This window comes from Bradyrhizobium sp. AUGA SZCCT0182 (assembly GCF_018130185.1).
Classification (GTDB): domain Bacteria; phylum Pseudomonadota; class Alphaproteobacteria; order Rhizobiales; family Xanthobacteraceae; genus Bradyrhizobium.
The window spans coordinates 80326-103508 of record NZ_JAFCLY010000017.1; the positions used below are offsets into that span (position 1 = coordinate 80326).

At 62.0% G+C, this 23183-nt stretch carries 25 protein-coding genes and 1 pseudogene; 17 read left to right on the top strand and 9 right to left on the bottom strand.

Annotated elements, in window-relative coordinates:
* Window positions 1–22: 22 nt before the first annotated feature.
* From JQ611_RS19235 to JQ611_RS19260, 6 genes and pseudogenes are all read right to left on the bottom strand, one after another.
* Window positions 23–1294 (bottom strand): AAA family ATPase, encoded by a 1272-nt coding sequence (locus tag JQ611_RS19235; RefSeq protein ID WP_212267045.1) that lies wholly within the window; start codon window positions 1292–1294, stop codon window positions 23–25.
* Complete coding sequence (locus JQ611_RS19240) at window positions 1291–2040, bottom strand: CpaD family pilus assembly protein (RefSeq protein ID WP_212267047.1); 750 nt, start codon at window positions 2038–2040, stop codon at window positions 1291–1293. Before JQ611_RS19240 ends, JQ611_RS19235 begins: the two co-directional genes overlap by 4 nt.
* Window positions 2041–2049: 9 nt before the next feature.
* Window positions 2050–3534: a type II and III secretion system protein family protein gene (locus JQ611_RS19245; protein WP_212466283.1), complete on the bottom strand. Its 1485-nt coding sequence runs from the start codon at window positions 3532–3534 to the stop codon at window positions 2050–2052.
* A 158-nt stretch (window positions 3535–3692) separates the two neighbouring features.
* Window positions 3693–3890 (bottom strand): annotated as a pseudogene (locus JQ611_RS41790) (Flp pilus assembly protein CpaB); the annotation flags it as partial.
* Between the two features lie 127 nt (window positions 3891–4017).
* Window positions 4018–4542: a prepilin peptidase gene (locus JQ611_RS19255; protein ID WP_192737153.1), complete on the bottom strand. Its 525-nt coding sequence runs from the start codon at window positions 4540–4542 to the stop codon at window positions 4018–4020.
* A 219-nt stretch (window positions 4543–4761) separates the two neighbouring features.
* Complete coding sequence (locus JQ611_RS19260) at window positions 4762–4926, bottom strand: Flp family type IVb pilin (protein WP_192737154.1); 165 nt, start codon at window positions 4924–4926, stop codon at window positions 4762–4764.
* Between the two features lie 308 nt (window positions 4927–5234).
* Here JQ611_RS19260 and JQ611_RS19265 point away from each other — a divergent pair, with 308 nt between their 5' ends.
* The 5 genes from JQ611_RS19265 (at window position 5235) to JQ611_RS19285 (ending at window position 9325) form a co-directional block, all read left to right on the top strand.
* Entirely contained in the window at window positions 5235–6062 is an 828-nt protein-coding gene (locus JQ611_RS19265; RefSeq protein WP_212466285.1) for a sterol desaturase family protein, read from the top strand.
* A gap of 210 nt (window positions 6063–6272) precedes the next feature.
* Window positions 6273–7100 carry a sterol desaturase family protein gene (locus JQ611_RS19270; RefSeq protein WP_212267055.1) on the top strand — a complete coding sequence of 276 codons (828 nt, stop codon included), beginning with the start codon at window positions 6273–6275 and terminating at the stop codon, window positions 7098–7100.
* 156 nt (window positions 7101–7256) lie between these two features.
* A complete protein-coding gene (gene cpaB, locus JQ611_RS19275; RefSeq protein WP_212466286.1) occupies window positions 7257–8072 on the top strand; it encodes a Flp pilus assembly protein CpaB in 816 nt (271 codons plus the stop codon).
* A gap of 115 nt (window positions 8073–8187) precedes the next feature.
* Window positions 8188–8721: a TadE/TadG family type IV pilus assembly protein gene (locus JQ611_RS19280; protein ID WP_212390155.1), complete on the top strand. Its 534-nt coding sequence runs from the start codon at window positions 8188–8190 to the stop codon at window positions 8719–8721.
* 19 nt (window positions 8722–8740) lie between these two features.
* A complete protein-coding gene (locus JQ611_RS19285) occupies window positions 8741–9325 on the top strand; it encodes a TadE/TadG family type IV pilus assembly protein (RefSeq protein ID WP_249133292.1) in 585 nt (194 codons plus the stop codon).
* Window positions 9326–9443: 118 nt separating this feature from the next.
* Here JQ611_RS19285 and JQ611_RS19290 read toward each other — a convergent pair whose 3' ends face one another.
* From JQ611_RS19290 to JQ611_RS19300, 3 genes are all read right to left on the bottom strand, one after another.
* Window positions 9444–9656, bottom strand: coding sequence for a cold-shock protein (locus tag JQ611_RS19290; RefSeq protein ID WP_002714433.1), 213 nt, complete (start codon window positions 9654–9656; stop codon window positions 9444–9446).
* Window positions 9657–9923: 267 nt separating this feature from the next.
* Window positions 9924–10208: a translation initiation factor IF-1 gene (gene infA, locus JQ611_RS19295; RefSeq protein WP_025588295.1), complete on the bottom strand. Its 285-nt coding sequence runs from the start codon at window positions 10206–10208 to the stop codon at window positions 9924–9926.
* A gap of 23 nt (window positions 10209–10231) precedes the next feature.
* The gene (locus tag JQ611_RS19300) at window positions 10232–11674 is read right to left on the bottom strand and encodes a DEAD/DEAH box helicase (protein WP_212267063.1); all 1443 of its coding nucleotides are present in this window, start codon (window positions 11672–11674) and stop codon (window positions 10232–10234) included.
* Between the two features lie 573 nt (window positions 11675–12247).
* Here JQ611_RS19300 and urtA point away from each other — a divergent pair.
* From urtA to JQ611_RS19360, 12 genes are all read left to right on the top strand, one after another.
* Window positions 12248–13567, top strand: coding sequence for an urea ABC transporter substrate-binding protein (gene urtA / locus JQ611_RS19305; RefSeq protein ID WP_212267066.1), 1320 nt, complete (start codon window positions 12248–12250; stop codon window positions 13565–13567).
* Between the two features lie 166 nt (window positions 13568–13733).
* Window positions 13734–15347: an urea ABC transporter permease subunit UrtB gene (urtB, locus tag JQ611_RS19310; protein ID WP_212466287.1), complete on the top strand. Its 1614-nt coding sequence runs from the start codon at window positions 13734–13736 to the stop codon at window positions 15345–15347.
* The gene (gene urtC / locus JQ611_RS19315) at window positions 15344–16507 is read left to right on the top strand and encodes an urea ABC transporter permease subunit UrtC (protein ID WP_212267069.1); all 1164 of its coding nucleotides are present in this window, start codon (window positions 15344–15346) and stop codon (window positions 16505–16507) included. Before urtB ends, urtC begins: the two co-directional genes overlap by 4 nt.
* A 4-nt stretch (window positions 16508–16511) precedes the next feature.
* Window positions 16512–17273 (top strand): urea ABC transporter ATP-binding protein UrtD, encoded by a 762-nt coding sequence (gene urtD, locus JQ611_RS19320; protein ID WP_192737164.1) that lies wholly within the window; start codon window positions 16512–16514, stop codon window positions 17271–17273.
* A 4-nt stretch (window positions 17274–17277) separates the two neighbouring features.
* Window positions 17278–17973, top strand: coding sequence for an urea ABC transporter ATP-binding subunit UrtE (gene urtE, locus JQ611_RS19325; RefSeq protein WP_192737165.1), 696 nt, complete (start codon window positions 17278–17280; stop codon window positions 17971–17973).
* Window positions 17974–18016: 43 nt separating this feature from the next.
* Complete coding sequence (locus JQ611_RS19330; protein WP_212390159.1) at window positions 18017–18853, top strand: urease accessory protein UreD; 837 nt, start codon at window positions 18017–18019, stop codon at window positions 18851–18853.
* Window positions 18854–18898: 45 nt separating this feature from the next.
* Window positions 18899–19201, top strand: a complete 303-nt coding sequence (locus JQ611_RS19335; RefSeq protein WP_192737167.1) for an urease subunit gamma — start codon at window positions 18899–18901, stop codon at window positions 19199–19201.
* A 130-nt stretch (window positions 19202–19331) separates the two neighbouring features.
* Window positions 19332–19637 carry an urease subunit beta gene (locus JQ611_RS19340; RefSeq protein ID WP_212466288.1) on the top strand — a complete coding sequence of 102 codons (306 nt, stop codon included), beginning with the start codon at window positions 19332–19334 and terminating at the stop codon, window positions 19635–19637.
* 11 nt (window positions 19638–19648) lie between these two features.
* A complete protein-coding gene (locus tag JQ611_RS19345; RefSeq protein ID WP_212466289.1) occupies window positions 19649–20776 on the top strand; it encodes a patatin-like phospholipase family protein in 1128 nt (375 codons plus the stop codon).
* 13 nt (window positions 20777–20789) lie between these two features.
* A complete protein-coding gene (gene ureC / locus JQ611_RS19350) occupies window positions 20790–22502 on the top strand; it encodes an urease subunit alpha (RefSeq protein WP_212466290.1) in 1713 nt (570 codons plus the stop codon).
* A 50-nt stretch (window positions 22503–22552) separates the two neighbouring features.
* Window positions 22553–22852, top strand: a complete 300-nt coding sequence (locus JQ611_RS19355; RefSeq protein ID WP_192737171.1) for a putative quinol monooxygenase — start codon at window positions 22553–22555, stop codon at window positions 22850–22852.
* Window positions 22853–22878: 26 nt separating this feature from the next.
* Window positions 22879–23178 (top strand): putative quinol monooxygenase, encoded by a 300-nt coding sequence (locus tag JQ611_RS19360; RefSeq protein ID WP_212267081.1) that lies wholly within the window; start codon window positions 22879–22881, stop codon window positions 23176–23178.
* Window positions 23179–23183 lie beyond the last annotated feature (5 nt).

A 23183-nucleotide genomic window follows, 5' to 3' on the forward strand; every position in this document is an offset into this window, starting at 1 on the left:
GATCGTACTCCACGCGGACGGCTTACTTCTTGGCCCGCAACTTCTCGATCAGGGGCGACAGGAACGACCCCTTCGGCTTCTTGGTCTCGCCGCGGCCTGTCAACCGCTGCGCAATCTGCAGGAACATCTCGGTGGTCCGGTGATTGGCGGAGATTTCCGCAATCATCTGGCCGTTATTGGCGGCCGAGCCGAACATCTGCGGCTCGAACGGGATCGTGGCGATCGGCTGGCTCTCGATGGCCTTGGCGAATTCGCTGGCGGGGATCTCGGGGCGCTTCGGAATGCCGACCTGGTTGAGGCAGTAGAGCGGCGCGCGGTCGTTCGGCCGCGACGCCTTCAAGAGGTCGTAGATGTTCTTGGTGTTGCGCAGATTGGCCAGATCGGGGGCCGCCACGATCAGAATATCGTCGGCTGCGATCAGCGCGCGTTTGGTCCATCCCGACCATTGATGGGGGACGTCGAGCACGATGCAGGGCATCGTGGTGCGAAGCGTATCGAAGATCGCATCGAAAGCGTCGGCGCCGAAATCATAGACCCGGTCGAGCGTCGCTGGCGCCGCGAGCAGGCTGAGATGGTCGGTACATTTCGACAGCAGGCGGTCGATGAAGGCGGTATCGACCCGGTCGGGCGAGAACACCGCGTCCGCGATGCCCTGCGGCGGGTCCTGGTTGTAGTCGAGGCCGGCGGTGCCGAAGGCGAGGTCGAGATCGGCGACCACCGAATCCAGCGCCAGATCGCGGGCGATCGCCCAGGCGACGTTATGCGCGACGGTGGACGAGCCGACGCCGCCCTTGGCGCCGACCACGGCAATGATGCGGCCGACTGCCTTGGCTTCGGGCGCCGAGAACAGGTTGCAGACCGCCCGGACGACGTCGATGGCGGTGACCGGGGCGATCACATAGTCGCTGACGCCGCGGCGCACCAGCTCGCGGTACAGCGTGACGTCGTTGATGCGGCCGATCACGATCACGCGCGTTCCGGCGTCGCACACGGTGGCCAACTGATCGAGGCCGAGCAGGATATCGTTGCGGCCTTCGGTTTCCAGGATGATCACGTTCGGTGTCGGCGCGGAGCGATAGGCCTCGATGGCGGCGGCCATGCCGCCCATCTGGATCTTCAAATGAGCCTTGCCGAGGCGGCGGTCTTCGCCGGCCGATTGCACGGCGGCAGCGGTTTCCACCGTCTCGCAGAATGCCTGGACGGACACCCGCGGCGCCGGCGCGATATGATCTTCCGTCGACGGCGGCTGGCCGTCCGGCTGCTGTTCGGGGGTCTGGCGCGAGTAGCTGATCATTTGCCTGTATCGCTGAGTTTGGCCTTGTCGGCTTCGGGATAGGTGGTCGTGGTTGACGTACCCTTGCGATATTTGTCGAAGGCGATGTTGCGCCGCGGCGTATAAGCGGGCGTCTCCTCACGCGGCTGCACGAGATCCGACGGATTATCGACCATCGCGGCAAGATTGCGCTGATTGGAGCAACCGAGATTGTAATAGGGCTTGTTTTCGAAATAGCCCCGGTTGTTGACGGACGGTCCGAGGTCGTCGGGCCACAGGCCGCAGGGCCCGGCGGTGGCCGAGATCTTCGGATAGGTCAGCCGGATCGCCGCCATGTGCCTGGGGTCCTCGGGACGATACTGGCGTATGGCGACCGCGCGCGGCGGGACGCCGGCGGCGGCGAACGTCGCCTGGATCTCGCGCAATGATTCGCTGGCAGCGCGCGCGTTCGGCGTATCGGTGGGCATGTCGATGGTGATGCCGCCGGTACCCTCCTTGAGCCAGGTCTGGGCCATTCCCATCACATCGGAGCGCTGGTTCGCGGAAAGTCCGCCGCGGCCACGGCCGACGAATACGATCACCGTGCGATCGGCTTCCTGAATCGCGATCGGATGGCGCAGGCGATAATCGTCCGGCACGCTTGCCGTCGCCACCGGGTCGGTGTGCTTGCAGGCGCCCAGCACCACGGCCAGACCGATCAGCGCTCCCGCGAGGCGGAGAGCGCGCTTGCGGTCGGCGGTTATTGCGGATGTGCTTTGTCGTGTCATCGTCCCGCCTCAGTCCGTAATAAAGCCGTAGGTGCCGCGATATTTCCGTCCCGGCTCATTGCTGCGGCCCGGAACGCCGTAGACGCGATTGATGCTGCCGAGCAGATCGGTCTGCGGATCGGAGGCGTTGGCGAACCCGTCATCGGGGCGCGAAAGATCCTTCTGCGCCACCGCGCGAACCACGTAGGGCGTCACCAGGACCATCAACTCGGTCTGGCTGTTGACGAAGTCGCGGCTGCGGAACAGCGTGCCGAGCACCGGCAATTGCGCGAGACCCGGAAAGCCATTGATGGCCTGCTTGGTCTGTTCCTGGATCAGGCCGGCCATCGCCATCGCGCCGCCCGAGGGAATTTCAAGCGTTGTCTCCGCGCGGCGGGTCTTGATCGAGGGAATGGTCAGCGAGTTGGTGCTCGTGGAACTCACCGACTGGGTCAGCGTGATCGAGTTCTCGTTCGACAGTTCGGATACCTCGGTCATCACCCGCAGGCTGATACGGCCTTCGGTCAGCACGACCGGCGTGAAATTGAGCGAAATGCCGAACTTCTTGAACTGGATCTGGGTCGTACAGACGCGCGTGACCGGGTCGCAGGAATAGCCTGCGGGAACGGGAAACTCGCCGCCGGCGATGAAGGTGGCGGACTCACCGGAAATAGCGGTCAAATTGGGTTCGGCCAGCGTCCGCACCACGCCGGCGCTTTCCATGGCGCGAAGGGTAGCCGTCACCGACGGGACGTTGCCGCCGCCGAACGTTCCCGATGCGGCGTTAGCTGCGACCAGCGGGCGGCCATAGGCGGTAAACGGGTTGGCGTTGCTGAAGTTCACCACCGCCGTGCCGTAGGTCATGCTGGCCGTAAGGTCGATGCCCATCTGCTTGATGATGTTGCGCGCGACTTCGGCAACCGTCACCTTCAGCATCACCTGGTCGCGGCCGCGGACGGCGATCGAATTGACGACCTTGTCGGTGCCGCCGGCGAGGCGGGAGGCCAGATCGAAGGCCTGCTGCGCGTCGATCGGGCTTGCCGCCGTGCCGGTCAGCACCACGCCGTCGCCGACGCCGTCGATACGGATGTCCGAGTTCGGAAGCGTCTGTTTCAGTGCGGCGCGCACGCCGTTGAGGTCGCGCGTGACCGCAATGTCATAGGCCGCGATCTGCTGGCCCGCCGAATCGAAGAATATGATGTTGGTCTGGCCCACCGCCGCGCCGATGATGTAGGCGCGCTGGGAGGAGCGGACGACGGCGTTGGCGATCTTCGGATCGGCCACCAACACGTCCTTGATGTCGCGCGGCAGGTCGATCACGATCGACTTTCCGATCCCGAGCGAAACCGCGCGCGCGTTCATCTGGCCGTCCATGGCGGCGGGCGCCGCGGCGCGATAGTCGCTTGCCTTGACCGGCGCCAGGGCCGGATTGAGCGTCAGCGCTGCGACCGCCGAAAATGACAGGGCGCGGACGATAAATGTCCGCAGCATCGGCTGATTTCCCCTGCACTTCATAACGTGCGTCCTTTCGGTCACTTCTGCATCGACTGCTGGCTGGCCACGCCGTATCTGACGACGCTGATGCTGTCGCCGCGCCGCATGGGTTGGCCGTCCGTCTTGTTCTCGACCATGTTGATGTCCGCGATGCTGCGCAGCGCCAGCGACAGCGTGCCACTCTGCCATTGCATATCCTCGGGCTTGAGCGACTGGCCGAGGCCGATGTCGCCCCTGGCGACCAGAATATCGATGGTCTGCAGCTGCGCGACCGGCTCGGGCGCGGCTGGCTGGTGGTAGGATCCGCTGGCCGGATTTGCGGCAGTGCCGCCAGCGCCCATGGCGATGGTCAAAACGACAATGCGAGCGGTATTCATACGCTTCACTTTCCACATTACGCCGCGACGCTTCCGCCGCCGTGATGGGAGTTGACCAGCTATTCGTCAAAGCATGGTTAATGAGGCGTGAGTAAATTGCCTTAACGGTGCGTTACCGTTCGAAGGATCAACGCATTGCGAGGTGCGTGACGTCGATCGACTTGATCCACTCGGTCTCCGGATAGACCATCAACGCGCCGATCGCGAGCGCGATGCCGTAGGGGATTCCGGTCTGTTTGTCGTGGAGGCGGAGCAGCCAGGCCTGGCCCGTGAGCGGCCGGGGGAGCGGCCATTGCCTGGCATAGAGCAGCAGCAGCGTCAGGGCGCCGCCGAGCAGCGACGCATAGAGCAGATAGTTGAGCAGGTGATCGAAGCCGAACCAGAGCGCTACCCCAGCCGCGACCTTGGCATCGCCGCCGCCGACCCAGCCCATCGCGAAACAGCCAAAGGCCACGACGAGGACAGTGGCGCCGGCGCCGAGATGCATCAGGAAATCGTGCAGGCCCATTCCGCCCAGCGGCGCCAGAACCAGAAAGCCGGCCACCAGGGCCAGCGATATCCGGTTCGAAATCGTCATGGTGAAAAGGTCGCTCGCGGCCGCGAATGCCATCAGGGCCGGAAACAGCATGAGGCGGGCAATATCGAGGATCATGGATTCACACAGCCCGTGCTGCCAACGCGAAGGCCGGGAAGACCTGAAAGAAGACGTTCCAGCATCCGGCGAACCTATCGGCGAGAAGTGAACAATCGGAAAACGGCCCGCACGAGACGGATCCCGCAAAAACCCCGAGTCTCGGAAACGACCCTAAGTCGCGCAAACGACAAAGGCCCCGGGTGACCCGGGGCCTTTGAAGCAAATTGCGACGATCGCTTATTTCAGCGAGGTCGAGATCGTGCCGAAGTTGGTCGACAGCTTGCCGCCGACGCCCTGAACGGCGGTGATGATCGCGATCGCAATACCGGCGGCAATCAGGCCGTATTCGATGGCAGTCGCGCCGGACTCATCCTTGACGAAACGCGAAACGAGATTCTTCATAATAGATAACTCCTGTGTACACGTGGCTGGTCGAACTATCATTTGGTCTCGCCGGCGTTCTCAGCACCGTGACCATGACTTCACCCTAAAAGCCGACCATTGCGGCGCAGTTAATTCGGTTGCGTAAAACCGCGGGGAACTCGCTGTTCTCACTCAGAGTAAACGCGGAATTAAGCCAGTTGATAAAATGCGCGTAGTATTGCGGGCCTTGCTGTCGCAGCCGCGTACGGCCTGAATCATTGCCGAATTCACCGCTCCTTAAGCGCGAGGGTGATACCCCTTGGGTCTCCCCATCAAGCGAGGCCGTCATGTCGGGTATGCCGTTGGAAGTCATCGAGATGATGGGCCAGACCATGGCGAAGGTAGTGCCGGTTACGATCGGCCTCGCCCTGGTGTTCACGGTGCTCTCGCATTTCTGGGCCTGCAATCCCGGCAAGCCGTGGTGGCGCAAGCGCGAACTCATCACCGACATCTGCTACTGGTTCTTCGTTCCCGTGTTCGCCCGTGTGTTCCGCATCGGGCTGTTGGTGCTCGGCGCCGGTGTCGTCTTCAACATTCATGATGTCGACGCCCTGATCGCATTCTACGACAATGGCCACGGGCCGCTGGCCGCGCTTCCGCTCTGGGTGCAGGCGCTGCTGTTCCTGGTTGCCTCCGACTTCATGCTGTATTGGCTGCACCGGATGTTTCACAGCGGCGGCTTCTGGAAGTACCATGCGATCCATCATTCTTCGGAAGATCTCGAGTGGATTTCCGCGGCGCGGTTTCACCCCGTCAACCTGTTCATCGGAACGATCATGGTGGACGTCATCCTTCTGATGGCGGGCATCTCGCCCAACATCATGCTCTGGGTCGGGCCGTTCACGACCTTCCACTCGGCCTTCGTCCACGCCAATCTGAACTGGACGCTCGGCCCGTTCAAATATGTGCTGGCGACGCCGGTGTTCCACCGCTGGCATCACACCTCGCAGGAAGAGGGCGGCAATACCAATTTTGCCGGCACCTTCCCGCTCTGGGATATTCTGTTCGGAACGTTCCGGATGCCGGAAAACAAGCTGCCGGACAATTACGGCGTCGACGATCGGTCGGTGCCGGCCGAAATCGGCGGACAACTGGCCTATCCGTTTCGCCAGTAGCGCATTCGAGGAAAGCATGCCCTCGGACTTGATCCGGGGGTGAGATGCCGGCCGGAAGATCCAGCGCGGTGGCCCGGCAGAATCCTGCCGGAAGTTTTGCTCACGGCGGAATTGACCGCCCAATCCGATCGCGGCACGCTGCGCGCCTGAGCCTTGCAGAAATCGAGTTCTGGGGGGGCGCTTTATCGCGCAAGGTGCTAAGAAGCGGCAATGTTCCTGGGCCTGGAAATCGTCGAGATGCTTGGCCAGACGATGGCCATCGTGGTGCCGGTGACGATCGCCCTGGCGCTGGTGTTCTCGGTGCTGGCGCATTTCTGGGCCTGCAATCCCGGCCGGCCGTGGTGGCGCAAGCGCGAGCTGGTGACCGACCTCGCTTACTGGTTCCTGGTGCCACTGTTCGCCCGCGTGTTCCGGATCGGGCTATTGGTGCTCGGCGCCGCCCTGGTGTTCCAAATTCATGACGCCGACGAACTGATCGCCTTCTATGACAATGGCCATGGGCCGCTGTCGACGCTGCCGCTGTGGCTGCAGGCGGTGCTGTTCCTGGTGCTCGCCGATTTCATGATGTACTGGCTGCACCGCATGTTCCATGGCGGCGGCTTCTGGAAATACCACGCCATCCATCATTCCTCCGAGGATGTGGACTGGATTTCGGCGGCGCGCTTTCACCCCGTCAACCTGTTGCTCGGGACCATCGGGATCGACGTCGCGTTGCTGATGGCGGGTATTTCGCCGAACGTGATGCTGTGGCTTGGCCCCTTCAACATTTTCCATTCGGCGTTCGTTCACGCCAATCTGAACTGGACGCTCGGCCCGTTCAAATACGTGCTTGCCACTCCAGTATTCCACCGCTGGCATCACACCGCGCAGGAAGAGGGCGGCAATACCAATTTCGCGGGCACCTTTCCGCTCTGGGACATCCTGTTCGGAACCTTCCGGATGCCCGAAGGCCGTTTGCCGGACAATTACGGTGTCGACGATCAGTCGACCTTCCCGCGCGAGATCGCAGGGCAACTGGCCTATCCATTCCGGAAATAGGCTCGGAACGCGAAGCGTCGGGCGTCAGTCCGGTTCCCGACAGCGGGGTTTGTTAACGCGACTTCGATGCGCTCCCTTAACCTTGCTTTGACCTATATCCGGCTAGACTCGCTTCAGCGCCGGAAGCGTCGCTGCGTCATGTATGAGTAAAAGCGTATGAACACCGCCCGAATTATTGTTCTGGCCATCGCAATCAGTGCTGGCGGTGTTGCCGCATACCTTGCGAGCGGTATCGACAAAGAAGCCCCCGCACCGGTCGCAGCAGTACCACAACTGCCGACGGCGGACGTGCTCGTAGCCAAAGATGACATCGGCCTTGGCCAGACTGTCGCCGCCGAAAACCTGCAGTGGCAGACCTGGACCGAGTCGTCTTCAAGCGGCAGCTTCATTCGCAAGAAGGACCGGCCCGAGGCCATCACCCAAATCGTTGGCTCCATCGCCCGCATGCCATTCATCGCGGGAGAACCGATTCGCGAGCAAAAGTTGGTCAAGGCGAACGGTTCAGGGTTCATGGCGGCGATCCTGCCGACGGGAATGCGGGCCGTCTCGACTGAAATCTCGGCCGAAACCGGGGCAGGCGGCTTTATTCTGCCGAACGACCGCGTCGACGTGATTCTGTCGAAGCGCGAGAAGCAGCAGAGTGTCGATGGCGGGGGGCAGCCGCCCGATATCATCTCCTCCCAGACCGTTCTGACCAATGTCCGGGTTCTCGCCATCGACCAGGCCCCCAAGGAAAAAGAGGGCCAAAACGCGGTGCTGGGAAAGACGGCGACGCTGGAAATGACGCCTGATGAAGTCGAGATTCTTGGAAAAGCGCGCCTGAGCGGGAGTTTATCACTGGCGTTGCGCAGCATCACGGACAGCAAAACGGCGGCCGTTGCTCCAACCGGCAACAGCAAACTGGTCACGGTTTACCGCGGAAGCAGCAGCGCCGACGTGCTGAGTTGCACGCCGCTTTGCGCCCGGCGGTAGAGAGTTAACGGCGGCTTAACGGCGCGGGTCGTTCTGCTTCTATCCGCCGAAACACTTCGACAATCTGTTTCGGCTACTTATGACGGCAGTTCCGCACGCGCCTGAGGTCGCTTCGATGCCGTCGCATATCCGCTCCTTCAGCCAGTTGCTGCGCCGTTTTCGCCGCAATCGCGGTGGCTCGGTCGTCGTCGAGTTCGCGTTTGTCGCGCCGATATTCTTTGCGCTGCTGTTTGCGATCATCGAGACGGCGTTGATGTTCTTTGCCAGCCAGGTGCTCGAGACGGTGACGCAGGATTCGGCGCGCATGATCATGACCGGTCAGGCGCAGAACCAGCAGCTCACTCCGGCAGAGTTCAAGACGGTCGTCTGCGGCAAGGTCGCCGCGCTGTTCGAATGCAACAAAATTGAAGTCGACGTACAGAGCTATACGCAGTTCAGCGACGTCGACGTCGGTAACCCGATCACCAAGAAGGCATTCACCAATCCGAACAATTACAAACCCGGCGGCCCCGGCGACATCGTCGTGGTGCGGCTGTTCTATCGATGGCCGATCCTGGTCACCAAGTTCGGTTATGACATTTCGAATCTCTCCGACGGCACGCGGCTGTTGACCGCAACTGCTGCGTTCCAGAACGAACCTTTCAATTAAGGGCAGGGCGATGAGTCTGATGACCAGAGTTTGGCTTCGCATGCGGCGTTCGGCGCGCGCTCTGCCCGGTGACACAAGGGGTATCGCGGCGGTCGAATTCGCCATGGTCGTGCCGGTGATGCTGGTGTTGTTCTTCGGTACGGTCGAGTACTCGACGGCCGTCGCGGTCGACCGCAAGGTGACGTTGATGGCGCGAACGCTGTCCGATCTGACGTCGCAGAACGTCTCGGTGACGACTGGTCAATTGAGTAACATATTCAATGCCAGCACCGGCATCATGACGCCGTATCCGTCCTCGGAGGTGAATGCCAGGATCGTGGAGCTCTACATCGACAAGGATCTTGTCGTGCGTCAGATCTGGACCGCTACGTCGGGATCAACGCCGCCGGCGGGTACCGTGACTGTACCTGCCGCACTCAAGGTCGCCGGCTCGTATCTGATCTATAGCGAGGTCACGTACCAGCATAAACCGATCATCGGCTATCTGATGCCGAAGGCCGGGAAAAATTTGAGCGACGTCACCTATACCCGTCCGCGTCAGTCACTGTGCGTTTTCAATCCGCCGCCTGCGGTTGGCGCCACTGGTAGCTGTCCCACTACTTAGGTCGCGCGGCGCAAGGGTAGCGCCTCTGCCACGCATAAAAAAAGGCCGCGCCATGGGCGCGGCCTTTCGTTATTTCGAAGCAATTTTCAAGGGCGCGCCGGGCGTCCTGAAAAATCACTCATCCAGCGGCGCGCAGATTGTCGGCCGAAGATTTGCCAGAGCGACGATCGGCCACGATTTCGTAGCTGATCTTCTGGCCTTCACGCAGCGTACCAAGACCGGCACGTTCGACAGCGCTGATGTGCACGAACACGTCATTGCCGCCGTCATCCGGCTGGATGAAGCCATAGCCCTTGGTTGCGTTAAACCACTTCACGGTTCCCATGCTCACGGGGGTAGTCCCTTCTCAGATATACTAGTCGTAGCCCACCTCTCGATGGGCTGGTGAGATCGAATTTTTGGAAGGGTCGTCAGCGTCTAAACCGGCTGTACCGGTGGATAGCTAATGTCGTCCGGCCGAAAATCGATGCTCAATATTATTCGATCAAGGGGTCCAAAACAATCCTGAGGTGCACGATTTTTTGAACAGGGCATGCCCGGTCCATCGCGCACCGACATCAGCTGTCGGGCACGATGGCAATCGGTCGTGGGAAGCCCGTTACCGGCGGCGGAACTGGCCGCCACGCGGCGGTGCACCACGCGGGGCACCGGTCGAGGGACGCTCATCCTTGTGACGGAAAATCAGCCGGCCCTTCTCCAGATCATAGGGCGACATTTCGATCGTGACCCGATCGCCTGCCAGCGTCTTGATCCGGTTCTTCTTCATTTTACCGGCGGTGTAGGCAACAATTTCGTGTCCTGCGTCGAGCTGCACGCGGTAGCGCGCGTCGGGGAGGATTTCGGTCACCAGTCCTTCGAACTGGATCAGCTCTTCTTTAGCCATATTTGTCTCCAGATCGATCGAGGCTAGCGCTGCGGCCGATGGGTACGGTTGGGTTGGGTATTCGGGCGGCTCTCGCGATGCAAGAAGGCGACGCCTTGAATGCCTTCGCTGTTGCCACCCTGCGCCGGACGCGGCGACTCATGCCGGGTCGGCTGCGACGCGGCATTATTACCACCTCCGCGGCGGGGACGGCGAGGGCCTTTTGAGCCCGGCGATTGCTCATGGGAACGGCCGCCATGGCTATGGCCGTTGGCGGCGTGGCCACGTGGTGCGGAGCGTGCGCCCCGGTTCTGGGACGGCTTCTGGGACGGCGCAGGCGCGGTATCGCGCGTGCCGGGCGTGCGGCGGTCTTCGCGGGGCAGCGCCACGCGGATCAGCCGCTCGATGTCGCGCAGATAACCCATTTCCTCGGCGCCTGCGATCAGCGAGATCGCAACGCCTTCGGCGCCGGCGCGCGCGGTGCGGCCGATGCGGTGGACATAGGTTTCCGGCACGTTGGGCAGGTCGAAATTGAACACATGGCTGATGCCGTCGACGTCGATGCCGCGGGCGGCAATGTCGGTGGCGACCAGGGTGCGGATCTCGCCGGAGCGGAACGCTGCCAGCGCCCGCTCGCGGTTGTTCTGCGACTTGTTGCCGTGGATGGCGTCGGCCCGGATGCCGACCTTGGCGAGGCCCTTTACCACCTTGTCGGCGCCATGCTTGGTGCGGGTGAAGATCAGCGCGCGGTCGACCGGCTCCTGCTTCAGGAGCTGGGCCAGGATCCCCGCTTTGGCGGCGAAATCGACCTGGATGATGCGCTGGGTGATGCGTTCCACGGTGGAGGCCACCGGCGTCACCGCCACGCGGGCGGGATCGCGCAGCATCGCTTCGGCGAGCTCGGCGATGTCCTTGGGCATGGTGGCCGAGAAGAACAGCGTCTGCCGCTTGATCGGCAGTTTGCCGACGATTTTGCGGATGTCGTTGATGAAGCCCATGTCGAGCATGCGGTCGGCTTCGTCGAGCACCAGGAACTCGACCTGGCCCAGCTTGAGGCCGTTGCTCTGCACGAGATCGAGCAGGCGGCCGGGGGTGGCGACCAGGACTTCGACGCCCTGCATGAGGGAGCGGACCTGACGGCCCATCGGCACGCCGCCGATCGCCAGCGTCGAGGTCAGGCGGATGTGGCGGCCATAGGCGTTGAAGCTGTCGAGGATCTGTCCCGACAATTCGCGGGTCGGCGAGAGCACCAGCACGCGGCAGCTCTTGGGCTGCACCCGGACGCGGTTCTCCAGAATGCGGTGCAGGATCGGCAGCGCAAAGGCCGCGGTCTTGCCGGTGCCGGTCTGGGCGATGCCGACGACGTCACGGCCGGTCATTGCGAGGGGGACGGTCTGGGCCTGGATGGGTGTGGGGGTGAGGTAATTTTCTTCCTTGAGGGCACGCGAAATGGGATCGGCAAGGCCGAAATCCTGAAAGGAGGTCAAAAGAGGGTTCTTTCCATTAAAAAGGCAGACGCCCGGCCGATACAGCCAGGAGCGCGCGAGGGGGTGTCTGAGACACCCGCGTGTTTGGGGCGTCGGTTTTGCTAGGCTGAAGGGGCAAGCCAGAAACCGTTGAACGGGATCAGAACACGCGGCTCGCAAGGACCTGATGATTCTCTAGGTCACGGGGCTCATATGGAACATGAACGCGGCGCTTTCAAGGTAAATCGCCGGATATGCTTGGCGCGGTTAAGAAACAGCCGGAAATTCGCTCGTCCCACCGGGCCAGGCGCACACTCGTTGGCCCCTGCATCGCCAAATTTTCGTGCCGTAAAATTAGACAAATGGCCTATTTTGCCTAAAATATAGACTGTTTGCCGCAAAAGAATACATTTATTGGGTCCAAAAAATAGGCAGATTTCTTGCCGTTTTCTCCGCAACCGGAAGATTCTACTGCAGTTCTATAGACTTACCCTGTGCTCAGACCGTGGCATGGTTCTTGCGATTCCGTTAACGCAGGCGGCCGTTGGGGCCGTTTCGCAGCGTTTCACGCCTGCGTCAGGGAGATGACATTTCATGCTTGCACAACTTACCCACGATATAGCGACGCTGAGCCGCCGCCGCTGGCTGGCGGCGACCGCTGGTCTGGTTTTGGGCCTCGCTGCGTTCACCAATGCCAAAGCGGCCGACGACACCATTAAGGTCGGCGTGCTGCATTCACTTTCCGGCACCATGGCCATCAGCGAAACCACGCTGAAGGATACCGTCCTCTTTCTGATCGACGAGCAGAACAAGAAGGGCGGCATACTCGGCAAGAAGCTCGAGGCGGTCGTGGTCGATCCGGCGTCGAACTGGCCGCTGTTTGCGGAAAAGGCCCGCGAGCTGATCACCAAGAACAAGGTCTCCGTCGTATTCGGCTGCTGGACCTCGGTGTCGCGCAAATCCGTGCTCCCGGTGTTCAAGGAACTGAACTCGATCCTGTTCTACCCCGTGCAGTACGAGGGTGAAGAGAGCGAGCGCAACGTGTTCTACACCGGTGCGGCGCCGAACCAGCAGGCGATCCCCGCGGTCGACTACCTGATGAAGGACGAGAAGGTGAAGCGCTGGGTGCTGGCCGGCACCGACTACGTCTATCCGCGCACCACCAACAAGATCCTCGAAGCCTACTTGAAGTCGAAGGGCGTCAAGCAGGAAGACATCATGATCAACTACACGCCGTTCGGTCACAGTGACTGGCAGACGATCGTGGCCGACATCAAGAAGTTCGGCTCGGCCGGCAAGAAGACCGCTGTTGTCTCCACCATCAACGGCGACGCCAACGTTCCCTTCTACAAGGAACTCGGCAACCAGGGCATCAAGGCGACCGACATTCCGGTTGTCGCGTTCTCGGTCGGTGAAGAAGAACTCGCCGGCATCGACACCAAGCCGCTGCTCGGCCATCTGGCCGCCTGGAACTACTTCCAGTCGATCAAGGATCCGGGCAACGAGAAGTTCATCAAGGCCTGGCAGGCCTACACCAAGAATCCGAAGCGCGTGACCAACGATCCGATGGAAGCGCACGTCATCGGTTTCGAAATGTGGGTCAAGGCGGTCGAGAAGGTGAAGTCGACCGACGCCGACAAGGTGATCGACGCGCTGCCCGGTATCGAAGCCAAGAACCTGACCGGCGGCACCTCGAAGATGCTTCCGAACCATCACATCACCAAGCCGGTGTTCATTGGCGAAATCAAAGCCAACGGCCAGTTCGACGTGGTGTGGAAGACCCCGGGCCTGGTGGCCGGCGATGCATGGTCGAAGGAGCTCGACGGCTCCAAGGACCTGATCGGCGACTGGGTTGGCAAGAAGTGCGGCAACTACAACACCAAGACCAACAAGTGCGGCGGTCAGGGCTCCTGATCCCGGACTAATCCGAAGGATTATGTCCCGATGTGATCCGACAGGATCATGATCCCGATCTGATCCAACCGGATCATGATTGTCTGACTGCAAGAAGAAACTTCCAAGAGAAGACCGGAAGGCGGCGATGTCGCCGCCTTCCTTTTACTTCCGCCGGGGTCGTACAGTGCCTGCCAATGTCTTTGACCGCCTTCGCGCGCTTGTTCTTTCCGTCTTCCTGATTGCTGCCTTCGCTGTGCCGGCGCTGGCGGGTCCGTTCGAGGACGCGGTCGCCAAATTCGCCAATGACGAATTCTCCGACACCGACGAGGCGATTGGCCTGATCGCTTCGTCAGGCAACGCGCTGGCCTTTCCGATCATCAGTGCCCTCCAGGATGGCCGGCTGTCCGCCGATCCGGAATCCAAGAAAGTTTTCGTCACGCAGGCCGACGGCAAGATCATCGATGCCGCGACCGGGGCTGCGGTGGCCAGCCTGCCTGCCGGCGCGTCCGCCGTTCGCCTCAACAACCGCCTGCGCCGCACCGTGGAGGCCGCCCTTGGCAGCCTGACCCTGTTGTCCCCCGATCCCGCCAAGCGGATCGCGGCGGCGCAATCGGTGTTCAAGAGCCATGACGAGGCCGCGCTTCCGGTCATCGACGGCGCGCTGGCGAAAGAGACCAACAAGGCTGCGAAATCGGCTTTTGCCGAGGCCCGCGCCGCCATCCTGCTCTACAAGGCGGATGCCACCGACGCCGAGAAGCTGGAGTCCATCGCCATCATCAAGGCGCGCGGCGATCAGGAAGCCCTCGCGCTGTTGACGGGCCTTGGCAGCGACGCGCCGCCGCTGGTGGCGCAGGCTGCTAGCAGCGCCATCTCCGCGATCCAGAGCAATCTTGCGCTGTGGTCGATGGTGCAGAACGCCTGGTACGGCCTGTCGCTGGGCTCGGTGCTGCTGCTCGCCGCGATCGGGCTTGCGATCACCTTCGGCGTGATGGGCGTCATCAACATGGCCCATGGCGAAATGGTGATGATCGGCGCCTATACCACCTTCGTGGTGCAGGAGGTCATCCGCACCCGCTATCCCGGATTGTTCGATTATTCGCTGCTGATGGCGGTCCCGCTGGCCTTCCTTGTTGCCGGCGCACTCGGCGTGGTGATCGAACGCAGCATCATCCGCTTCCTCTACGGCCGCCCGCTGGAAACCCTGCTCGCGACCTGGGGCCTCTCGCTGGTGCTGCAACAGGCGGTGCGAACCGCGTTCGGCCCCACCAACCGCGAAGTCGGCAATCCCAGCTGGATGAGCGGCGCGTTCGAACTCGGCCAGATCACCATCACCTATAACCGGCTCTGGATCCTCTGCTTCACGCTGGCGGTGTTCGCGATCCTGCTCGCGATGCTGCGCTACACGGCGCTCGGGCTCGAGATGCGCGCGGTGACGCAGAACCGCCGGATGGCGGCGTCGATGGGCATCGCCACCTCGCGCGTCGACGCGCTTACCTTCGGCCTCGGCTCCGGCATCGCCGGGATCGCCGGCGTGGCGCTGTCGCAGATCGACAATGTCAGCCCCAACCTCGGCCAGAGCTACATCATCGACAGCTTCATGGTGGTGGTGTTCGGCGGCGTCGGCAATCTTTGGGGCACGCTGGTCGGCGCCTTCACGCTCGGAATCGCCAACAAGTTCCTGGAGCCGGTGGCGGGCGCCGTGCTCGGCAAGATCGCGATTCTGGTGCTGATCATCCTGTTCATCCAGAAGCGGCCGCGCGGCCTGTTCGCGCTCAAGGGACGGGCGATCGAAGCATGACGCCGCATGTCCTCACCCGCTCGCTGGATCGCAGCGCAACCGTCTTCCTGTTGATCGTCGCCGGTCTCGGCGTGCTGATCCCGCTGTCGAACCTGCTGCTGCCATCAGGTTCGATGTTCCAGGTGCCGACCTATCTGGTGGCGCTGTTCGGCAAATATGTCTGCTATGCCATTCTGGCGCTCTCGATCGATCTGATCTGGGGCTATTGCGGCATTCTCTCGCTCGGCCATGGCGCGTTCTTCGCGCTCGGCGGTTACGCGATGGGCATGTACCTGATGCGACAGATCGGCAGCCGCGGCGTTTACGGCAATCCGGTCCTGCCCGACTTCATGGTGTTCCTGAACTATCCGTCGCTGCCCTGGTACTGGTACGGCTTCGACATGTTCTGGTTCGCGGCGCTGATGGTCTTGGTCGTACCGGGCCTGCTCGCCTTCTGCTTCGGCTGGCTGGCGTTCCGCTCCCGCGTCACCGGCGTTTATCTGTCGATCATCACGCAGGCGATGACCTACGCGCTGCTGCTGGCGTTCTTCCGCAACGATTTCGGTTTTGGGGGCAATAACGGCCTGACCGACTTCAAGGACATTCTGGGCTTCAACGTCCAGGCCGACGGCACCCGCGCCGCCTTGTTCATTCTGAGCTGCCTGGCGCTGATCATTGCCTTCCTGATCTGCCGCGCGGTGGTGACGTCGAAACTCGGCAAGGTGCTGATCGCGATCCGCGACGCCGAGTCGCGCACGCGATTTCTGGGCTACCGCGTCGAATCCTACAAGCTGTTCGTGTTCACGCTGTCGGCCTGCATGGCCGGCGTCGCCGGTGCGCTCTATGTGCCGCAGGTCGGCATCATCAATCCCGGCGAGTTCGCGCCGGGCAATTCGATCGAGGCGGTGATCTGGGTGGCGGTCGGCGGCCGCGGCACGCTGATCGGGGCTGCGCTCGGCGCCATCGTGGTCAATTACGCCAAGACCGTGTTCACCTCGGGTCCCCTGGCGCCGTATTGGCTGTTCATGCTGGGCGCGCTGTTCATCCTGGTGACGCTGCTGCTGCCGAAGGGCATCATCGGCACCTTCAACGCCTGGTATGAGCCGTGGAGCGCGAAACGGCTGATGGCCGAAAGTGCGGCGCGCGAAGACGGCGTCAACGAACCGAACCCGGCGGAGTGAGCGCATGAACGTCATCGGTACAAGGACGACGTCCGCGCTGCTCTATCTCGACGGCGTGCACGTCTCGTTCGACGGCTTCCACGCCATCAACAATCTGTCGCTGACTCTGGAGCCGGGCGAGATGCGCGCCATCATCGGCCCCAACGGCGCCGGCAAGACCACGATGATGGACATCATCACCGGCAAGACCAAGCCGGACGAGGGGGTGGTGCTGTTCGACGGTGTCACCGACCTGACGCGCCTCGATGAAACCCGCATTGCCGAACTCGGCATCGGCCGCAAATTCCAGAAGCCGACGGTGTTCGAGAGCCAGACCATCGAGGACAATCTGCTGCTGGCGCTCAATGTCGATCACAGCGTCAAGGGCACGCTGTTCTGGCGCGGCAGCAAGCCCGACGCCGAGCGCATCGAGCGCGTACTGGAAACCATCCGCTTGAAGGATTCGCGGACCAAGCTCGCCGGAAGCCTGTCGCACGGCCAGAAACAATGGCTCGAGATCGGCATGCTGCTGGCGCAGGATCCGAAACTGCTGCTGGTCGACGAACCCGTTGCCGGCATGACCGACGTCGAGACCCATCAGACCGCCGAGCTGCTCAAGGAAATCAACAAGGACAAGACCATCATGGTGGTCGAGCACGACATGACCTTCGTGCGCGAACTCGGCGTCAAGGTGACTTGCCTCCACGAAGGCACCGTGCTGGCCGAAGGATCGATCGACCAGGTTTCAACCAATGACCGCGTGGTCGAAGTGTATCTGGGGCGGTGATCCAATGCTGAACGTCGATAATATCAGCCTCTATTACGGCGCGGCGCAGGCGCTGCGCGGCGTCTCGATCAAGGCCGAGCCCGGCAAGGTAACCTGTGTGCTCGGCCGCAACGGCGTCGGCAAGACCTCGCTGCTGCGCGCCATGGTCGGCCAATACCCGATTGCCTCGGGTTCGATCACGCTGAATGGCGACGATATCACCGGCCTCAAGCCGTATGAACGGGCCCGAAAAGGCATCGGCTTCGTGCCGCAGGGCCGCGAGATTTTTCCGCTGCTGACGGTGGAGGAAAATCTCAAGACCGGCTTTGGCCCGCTGAAGCGTGACGACCGCAATATTCCCGACGACGTGTTCTCGCTGTTTCCGGTGCTGAACTCGATGCTCGGCCGGCGCGGCGGCGACCTCTCCGGCGGCCAGCAGCAGCAGCTCGCGATCGGCCGGGCGCTGGTGATGCGGCCGAAACTGCTGCTGCTCGACGAGCCGACCGAGGGGATCCAGCCCTCGATCATCAAGGATATCGGCCGCGCCATCTCCTATCTGCGCAGCCTTGGCACCATGGCGATCGTGCTGGTCGAACAATATCTCGACTTTGCCTGCGAGCTCGGCGACAATTTCGCCGTCATGGACCGGGGCGCGGTGAAATATGCGTGCGACCGGAGTGCGATGGATCCCGCCGAGATCAGCCGCCAGATGGCGCTGTAACTTTAAAGCGGATTGAGGCGCGGCGGCCGGTTTTGGGGAACGGATGCGGACCGAAACGACGGGCGCAGCTTCATCGACTTTCGCTGACAACCGGGCCCGGGGCGCGGTGAAGTTCGACGTGCGGCTGCAGGATGGCGTCACCCGCCGCGGCGTCTTGCATGAATCCGGCTCGCTCCGCGTCAGGTTTCCCTCACCCGAGGACGACGGTCTGTCCGGCGTGTTCGTCAACACGGCGGGCGGCATCGCCGGCGGCGACCGTTTCGACATCGACATTGTGGCCGGTGAGGGCGCGCGGCTGACTCTGACAACGGCGGCGGCCGAGAAGGTCTATCGCGCTCCCGGGCCGGCAGCAGCGCTCGACATTGCGCTCAAGGCCGAGGCGGGCGCGCACCTTTCCTGGCTGCCGCAGGAGACCATCCTGTTCGACCGCGCGCGGATCTCACGGCGCATCGATATCGACCTGGCTGATGACGCCTCACTTTTGCTGTGCGAAATCGTGGTGTTCGGCCGCGCGGCGATGGGCGAGCGGATGCTGCACGGCGAATTCATCGATCGCTGGCGGCTGCGCCGTGGTGGCCGGCTGGTGTTTGCCGAAACCATCCGGCTCGACGGCGATATCGGCGCAAAGCTCGCGCAACCTGCCATCGCCAAAGGCGGCGTCGCGATCGGCACCGCGCTGATCGTGCCCGGCGACGAAGCCGTGGTGGAGCGGATCCGCGAAGCATCAGACGCGTTCGGCGGCGAGGTCGGAATCTCCGCATGGAATGGATTTGCAATGGCGCGCTTCTGTGCCCAAGATGCAGCGCGGCTGCGCGCCGACATGATGACCGTGCTCGGCCGCGCCTCCGGCGTGCCGCTGCCAAGACTCTGGCTCAACTAACGTCTCTGGCTCAACTAAGATCGATCCAATTACTCGAGTGCCCGCATGAATCTCTCCCCCCGCGAAAAAGACAAGCTCCTGATCTCGATGGCCGCGATGGTTGCGCGCCGCAGGCTGGAGCGCGGCGTCAAGCTCAACCACCCCGAAGCGATCGCGATCATTTCCGATTTCATCGTCGAGGGCGCGCGTGACGGCCGCACGGTGGCCGACCTGATGCAGGCCGGGGCGCAGGTGATTACGCGGGCGCAGTGCATGGACGGGATTCCCGAGATGATCCACGACATCCAGGTCGAGGCGACGTTTCCGGACGGCACCAAACTCGTCACCGTGCATGAGCCGATCCGATGACAAGCGTTCTCCATATCCGTCATGCCCGGCCTTGTGCCGGGCATCCACGTCTTTCTTGAAGCAAAAGTAAGACGTGGATGGCCGGGTCAAGCCCGGCCATGACGCAGCAAAATGTTACGAGGTGCCAAAGATGATCCCCGGTGAACGCTTCATCCAGGACGGCGAAATCGAACTCAATGCCGGCCGCAAGACCGTGACGCTGACGGTCGCCAATACCGGTGACCGTCCGATCCAGGTCGGCTCGCACTACCATTTCTTAGAGACCAACCCGGCGCTGAAATTCGACCGCAAGAAAGCCCGTGGCATGCGCCTCGACATCGCAGCCGGTACCGCGGTCCGTTTCGAGCCCGGCCAGACCCGCGACGTGCAACTCGTCGCGCTCGCCGGCAAGCGTGTTGTTTATGGCTTTCGTGGCGAAGTGCAGGGGAAGCTCTAAGCAAGGCTGCCATGGGACAGGTTGCAAAGGACACGGTCGAAATTGGAGTCGTACTCCAGGGCGGCGGCGCGCTCGGAGCTTACGAGTTCGGCGCGATGATAGCGCTACTCGAATTGATGGATGCCATCGAAGTTCGAGGCAGGACCTTGCGGTTGGTAGCGGTAACCGGAGTATCGATTGGTGCGATCAATGCGGCTTGCGTGGTCGGCGCCAAAGACCGGGCCGACGCGCGCAAGCGCCTGCGTTCGCTGTGGTCGGAGCTGGCGCTGGAGACACCAAAACATTGGTGGGCTGCCGCAGGCCGCAATCTGGCATTGTTCGGTGTACCCGGCTTTTATTCACCTCGCCGGGATATCTGGAATTTCTTCAACTGGACCAACTTCTACGACACCAATCCGATGCTCGGAACGCTGAAGAAGCACGTGGATTTCGATTCGCTGAACAGCAGTCCGACCGCCTTTGTAGTCACCGCGGTCAATTTATCCTCCGGCGAACTGATCCGCTTCCGCAATCATCCACACAAGACGGAAGCAAAGACCGAGATCGGTCCGAGCCATGTACTGGCGAGCGGCAGTCTGCCGCCGGGATTTCCAGCAACCGCGGTCAACGATGCGAGTTTCTGGGACGGCGGTGTTGTCGATAACACGCCGCTCGGCGACGCCATCCATGCGTTTTCCGGATCGGCCGACGTCGATCGTATCCTGATCGTGATGAATCTGTTTCGGAAGAACCGCGCGGCGCCGACAAACATGATCGAGGTCAATGATCGGCTGGCCGAGCTGCGCTACGGCAATCGGCTTCGGCAGGATGGCGTGAACGCGCGCACCATAAACATGCTGCTGCGGATTATCGACGATCTGGCGGCCGCGGTCCCCGAAGGACAGCTCGATCACAAGCTCAAGGACCGGGTTCTTGATGCGGGACGCTTCAAGGTGCTCGACGAGATCACCGACATCGATCTGACGGACCCCGCACTCATGGCGGAAGCCGGCTTGCCGCTTTCGTCCGAAGAGTCCGGATCCTTCCGCGATTTTTCTGCCGCAGGCATCAAGCGCCGTCATGATATCGGATACAAACTTGCCCAACTGAAGCTGCAAAAATTGTTCGAAGCACACGGCTTGCTGCCGGCTTCCCACTGACCAGGAGTTCTTCATGTCGATCAAGATGCGACGTTCCGTCTATGCCGACATGTTCGGGCCCACCACCGGTGACCGGGTGCGGCTGGCCGATACCGATCTCATCATCGAGGTGGAAAAGGATTTCACCGTCTACGGCGAGGAGGTGAAGTTCGGCGGCGGCAAGGTGATCCGTGACGGCATGGGCCAGTCGCAGGTCACCAACCGGCAGGGCGCGGCGGATACCGTGATCACCAACGCGCTGATCGTCGATCACTGGGGCATCGTCAAAGCCGACGTCGCGATCAAGGAGGGCATGATCGCGGCAATCGGCAAGGCCGGCAATCCCGACATCCAACCGGGGGTCACCATCGTGATCGGGCCCGGCACCGACATCATCGCGGGCGAAGGCAAGATCCTCACCGCAGGCGGTTTTGACAGCCACATCCATTTCATCTGCCCGCAGCAGATCGAACATGCGCTGATGAGCGGCGTCACCTCGATGCTGGGCGGCGGCACCGGCCCGTCGCACGGCACCTTTGCCACCACCTGCACGCCCGGCCCGTGGCACATGGGGCGGATGATCCAGTCGTTCGACGCCTTCCCGGTCAATCTCGGCATATCCGGCAAGGGCAACGCGGCGCGCCCGGCGGCGCTGGTGGAGATGATCAAGGGCGGCGCCTGTGCGCTCAAGCTGCACGAGGATTGGGGCACCACGCCTGCCGCGATCGACAACTGCCTGTCGGTGGCCGACGATTACGACGTCCAGGTGATGCTGCATTCCGACACGCTGAACGAGTCCGGCTTTGTCGAAGACACGGTGAAGGCCTTCAAGGGCCGCACCATCCACGCCTTCCACACCGAAGGCGCCGGCGGCGGCCACGCGCCGGACATCATAAAAATTGCCGGCCTGAAGAACGTGCTGCCATCCTCGACCAATCCGACGCGGCCGTTCACGCGCAACACCATCGACGAGCATCTCGACATGCTGATGGTGTGCCACCATCTCGACCCGTCGATCGCGGAAGATCTCGCGTTCGCCGAAAGCCGCATCCGGAAAGAAACCATCGCGGCCGAAGACATTCTGCACGATCTCGGCGCGCTCTCGATGATGTCGTCGGACTCGCAGGCCATGGGCCGGCTCGGTGAAGTCATCATCCGCACCTGGCAGACCGCCGACAAGATGAAGAAGCAGCGCGGCTCGCTGCCCGAGGACAAGGGCAACAACGATAATTTCCGCGTCAAGCGCTACATCGCCAAATACACCATCAATCCCGCGATCGCCCATGGCGTGTCGAAGGTGATCGGCTCGGTGGAGAAGGGCAAGATGGCGGATCTGGTGCTGTGGTCGCCGGCGTTCTTCGGCGTCAAGCCGGATTGCATCATCAAGGGCGGCTCGATCGTGGCAGCTCCGATGGGCGATCCCAATGCGTCGATTCCAACGCCGCAGCCCGTGCATTACCGGCCGATGTTCGCGGCCTACGGCAAGGCGCTGACCGCCTCATCCGTCGTGTTCACGTCCAAGGCAGCAATTACAAGCGGGCTTGCGCGCAAGCTCGGCATCGCCAAAAAACTCTATCCGGTCAAGAATACCCGGGATGGTATCTCCAAGAAGAGCATGATCCACAACGGCGCCACCCCCAAGATCGAGGTCGATTCCGAGACCTATGAGGTACGCGCAGACGGCGAGCTTCTGACCTGCGCGCCGGCCGAGGTACTGCCCATGGCGCAGCGCTATTTCATGTACTAGGCTTTCGCCCGGGCGATCAAAGCCAGAACAAAAAGTCCGGGAGAATTCACGTGATTTACGTCGTTGCCACGCTGACCATCAAGCCTGAAACACGCGCCGATTTCATTGCGGCGGCCACCGCCTGCATCATGGAAACCCGCAAGGAGCCGGGCAACATCGCCTATGATCTGCATGAAAGCGTCACCGACCATTCCAAGATGGTGTTCGTGGAGCAGTGGGAGAACATGGAGGCGCTGGGGCCGCACCGGACCGCCGAGCACATGAAAACCTTCGGCCGCGTCGCGGTCAAATGCATGAGCGCGCCGCCGAAGATCGAGTACATCACCCCCGAAAAAGTCGAAACCCGCTAATCAAGAAAAACGAGGGAGAGAAATCCATGATCTACGTCATCGCCACCACGCCGATGAAGCCGGAAAACAAGGACGACTTCATCAAGGGGCACAAGGCCTGCACCGCCGAGACGCTAAAGGAGAAGGGCTGCATTTCCTATGACGGCAATGTCAGCGTCAACGATCCCAATCTTTATGTGGTGGTGGAGCGCTGGGAGACCCGCGACGACCTCAACGCGCATGGCCGTGCGCCGCATATGAAGGTGTGGCGGGAATATTCGTCGCAGATGAAGACGGCGCCGACGGTGATCGAGATCATCAGCGACGGCAAGGTGGAGAAGTTCTGACTCCA

Excerpts from the sequence above, each read along its gene's own strand:
- JQ611_RS19255 (WP_192737153.1), bottom strand. The coding sequence starts at position 4,542 with ATGATCCTCGATATTGCCCGCCTCATGCTGTTTCCGGCCCTGATGGCA.
- cpaB (WP_212466286.1), top strand. The coding sequence starts at position 7,257 with ATGAACACCGCCCGAATTATTGTTCTGGCCATCGCAATCAGTGCTGGC.
- JQ611_RS19235 (WP_212267045.1), bottom strand. The coding sequence starts at position 1,294 with ATGATCAGCTACTCGCGCCAGACCCCCGAACAGCAGCCGGACGGCCAG.
- JQ611_RS19335 (WP_192737167.1), top strand. The coding sequence starts at position 18,899 with ATGAATCTCTCCCCCCGCGAAAAAGACAAGCTCCTGATCTCGATGGCC.
- JQ611_RS19265 (WP_212466285.1), top strand. The coding sequence starts at position 5,235 with ATGTCGGGTATGCCGTTGGAAGTCATCGAGATGATGGGCCAGACCATG.
- JQ611_RS19345 (WP_212466289.1), top strand. The coding sequence starts at position 19,649 with ATGGGACAGGTTGCAAAGGACACGGTCGAAATTGGAGTCGTACTCCAG.
- JQ611_RS19245 (WP_212466283.1), bottom strand. The coding sequence starts at position 3,534 with ATGAAGTGCAGGGGAAATCAGCCGATGCTGCGGACATTTATCGTCCGC.
- urtE (WP_192737165.1), top strand. The coding sequence starts at position 17,278 with ATGCTGAACGTCGATAATATCAGCCTCTATTACGGCGCGGCGCAGGCG.
- JQ611_RS19340 (WP_212466288.1), top strand. The coding sequence starts at position 19,332 with ATGATCCCCGGTGAACGCTTCATCCAGGACGGCGAAATCGAACTCAAT.
- urtD (WP_192737164.1), top strand. The coding sequence starts at position 16,512 with ATGAACGTCATCGGTACAAGGACGACGTCCGCGCTGCTCTATCTCGAC.
- infA (WP_025588295.1), bottom strand. The coding sequence starts at position 10,208 with ATGGCTAAAGAAGAGCTGATCCAGTTCGAAGGACTGGTGACCGAAATC.
- urtA (WP_212267066.1), top strand. The coding sequence starts at position 12,248 with ATGCTTGCACAACTTACCCACGATATAGCGACGCTGAGCCGCCGCCGC.
- JQ611_RS19240 (WP_212267047.1), bottom strand. The coding sequence starts at position 2,040 with ATGACACGACAAAGCACATCCGCAATAACCGCCGACCGCAAGCGCGCT.
- ureC (WP_212466290.1), top strand. The coding sequence starts at position 20,790 with ATGTCGATCAAGATGCGACGTTCCGTCTATGCCGACATGTTCGGGCCC.
- urtC (WP_212267069.1), top strand. The coding sequence starts at position 15,344 with ATGACGCCGCATGTCCTCACCCGCTCGCTGGATCGCAGCGCAACCGTC.
- JQ611_RS19270 (WP_212267055.1), top strand. The coding sequence starts at position 6,273 with ATGTTCCTGGGCCTGGAAATCGTCGAGATGCTTGGCCAGACGATGGCC.
- JQ611_RS19285 (WP_249133292.1), top strand. The coding sequence starts at position 8,741 with ATGACCAGAGTTTGGCTTCGCATGCGGCGTTCGGCGCGCGCTCTGCCC.
- JQ611_RS19260 (WP_192737154.1), bottom strand. The coding sequence starts at position 4,926 with ATGAAGAATCTCGTTTCGCGTTTCGTCAAGGATGAGTCCGGCGCGACT.
- JQ611_RS19360 (WP_212267081.1), top strand. The coding sequence starts at position 22,879 with ATGATCTACGTCATCGCCACCACGCCGATGAAGCCGGAAAACAAGGAC.
- JQ611_RS19330 (WP_212390159.1), top strand. The coding sequence starts at position 18,017 with ATGCGGACCGAAACGACGGGCGCAGCTTCATCGACTTTCGCTGACAAC.
- JQ611_RS19280 (WP_212390155.1), top strand. The coding sequence starts at position 8,188 with ATGCCGTCGCATATCCGCTCCTTCAGCCAGTTGCTGCGCCGTTTTCGC.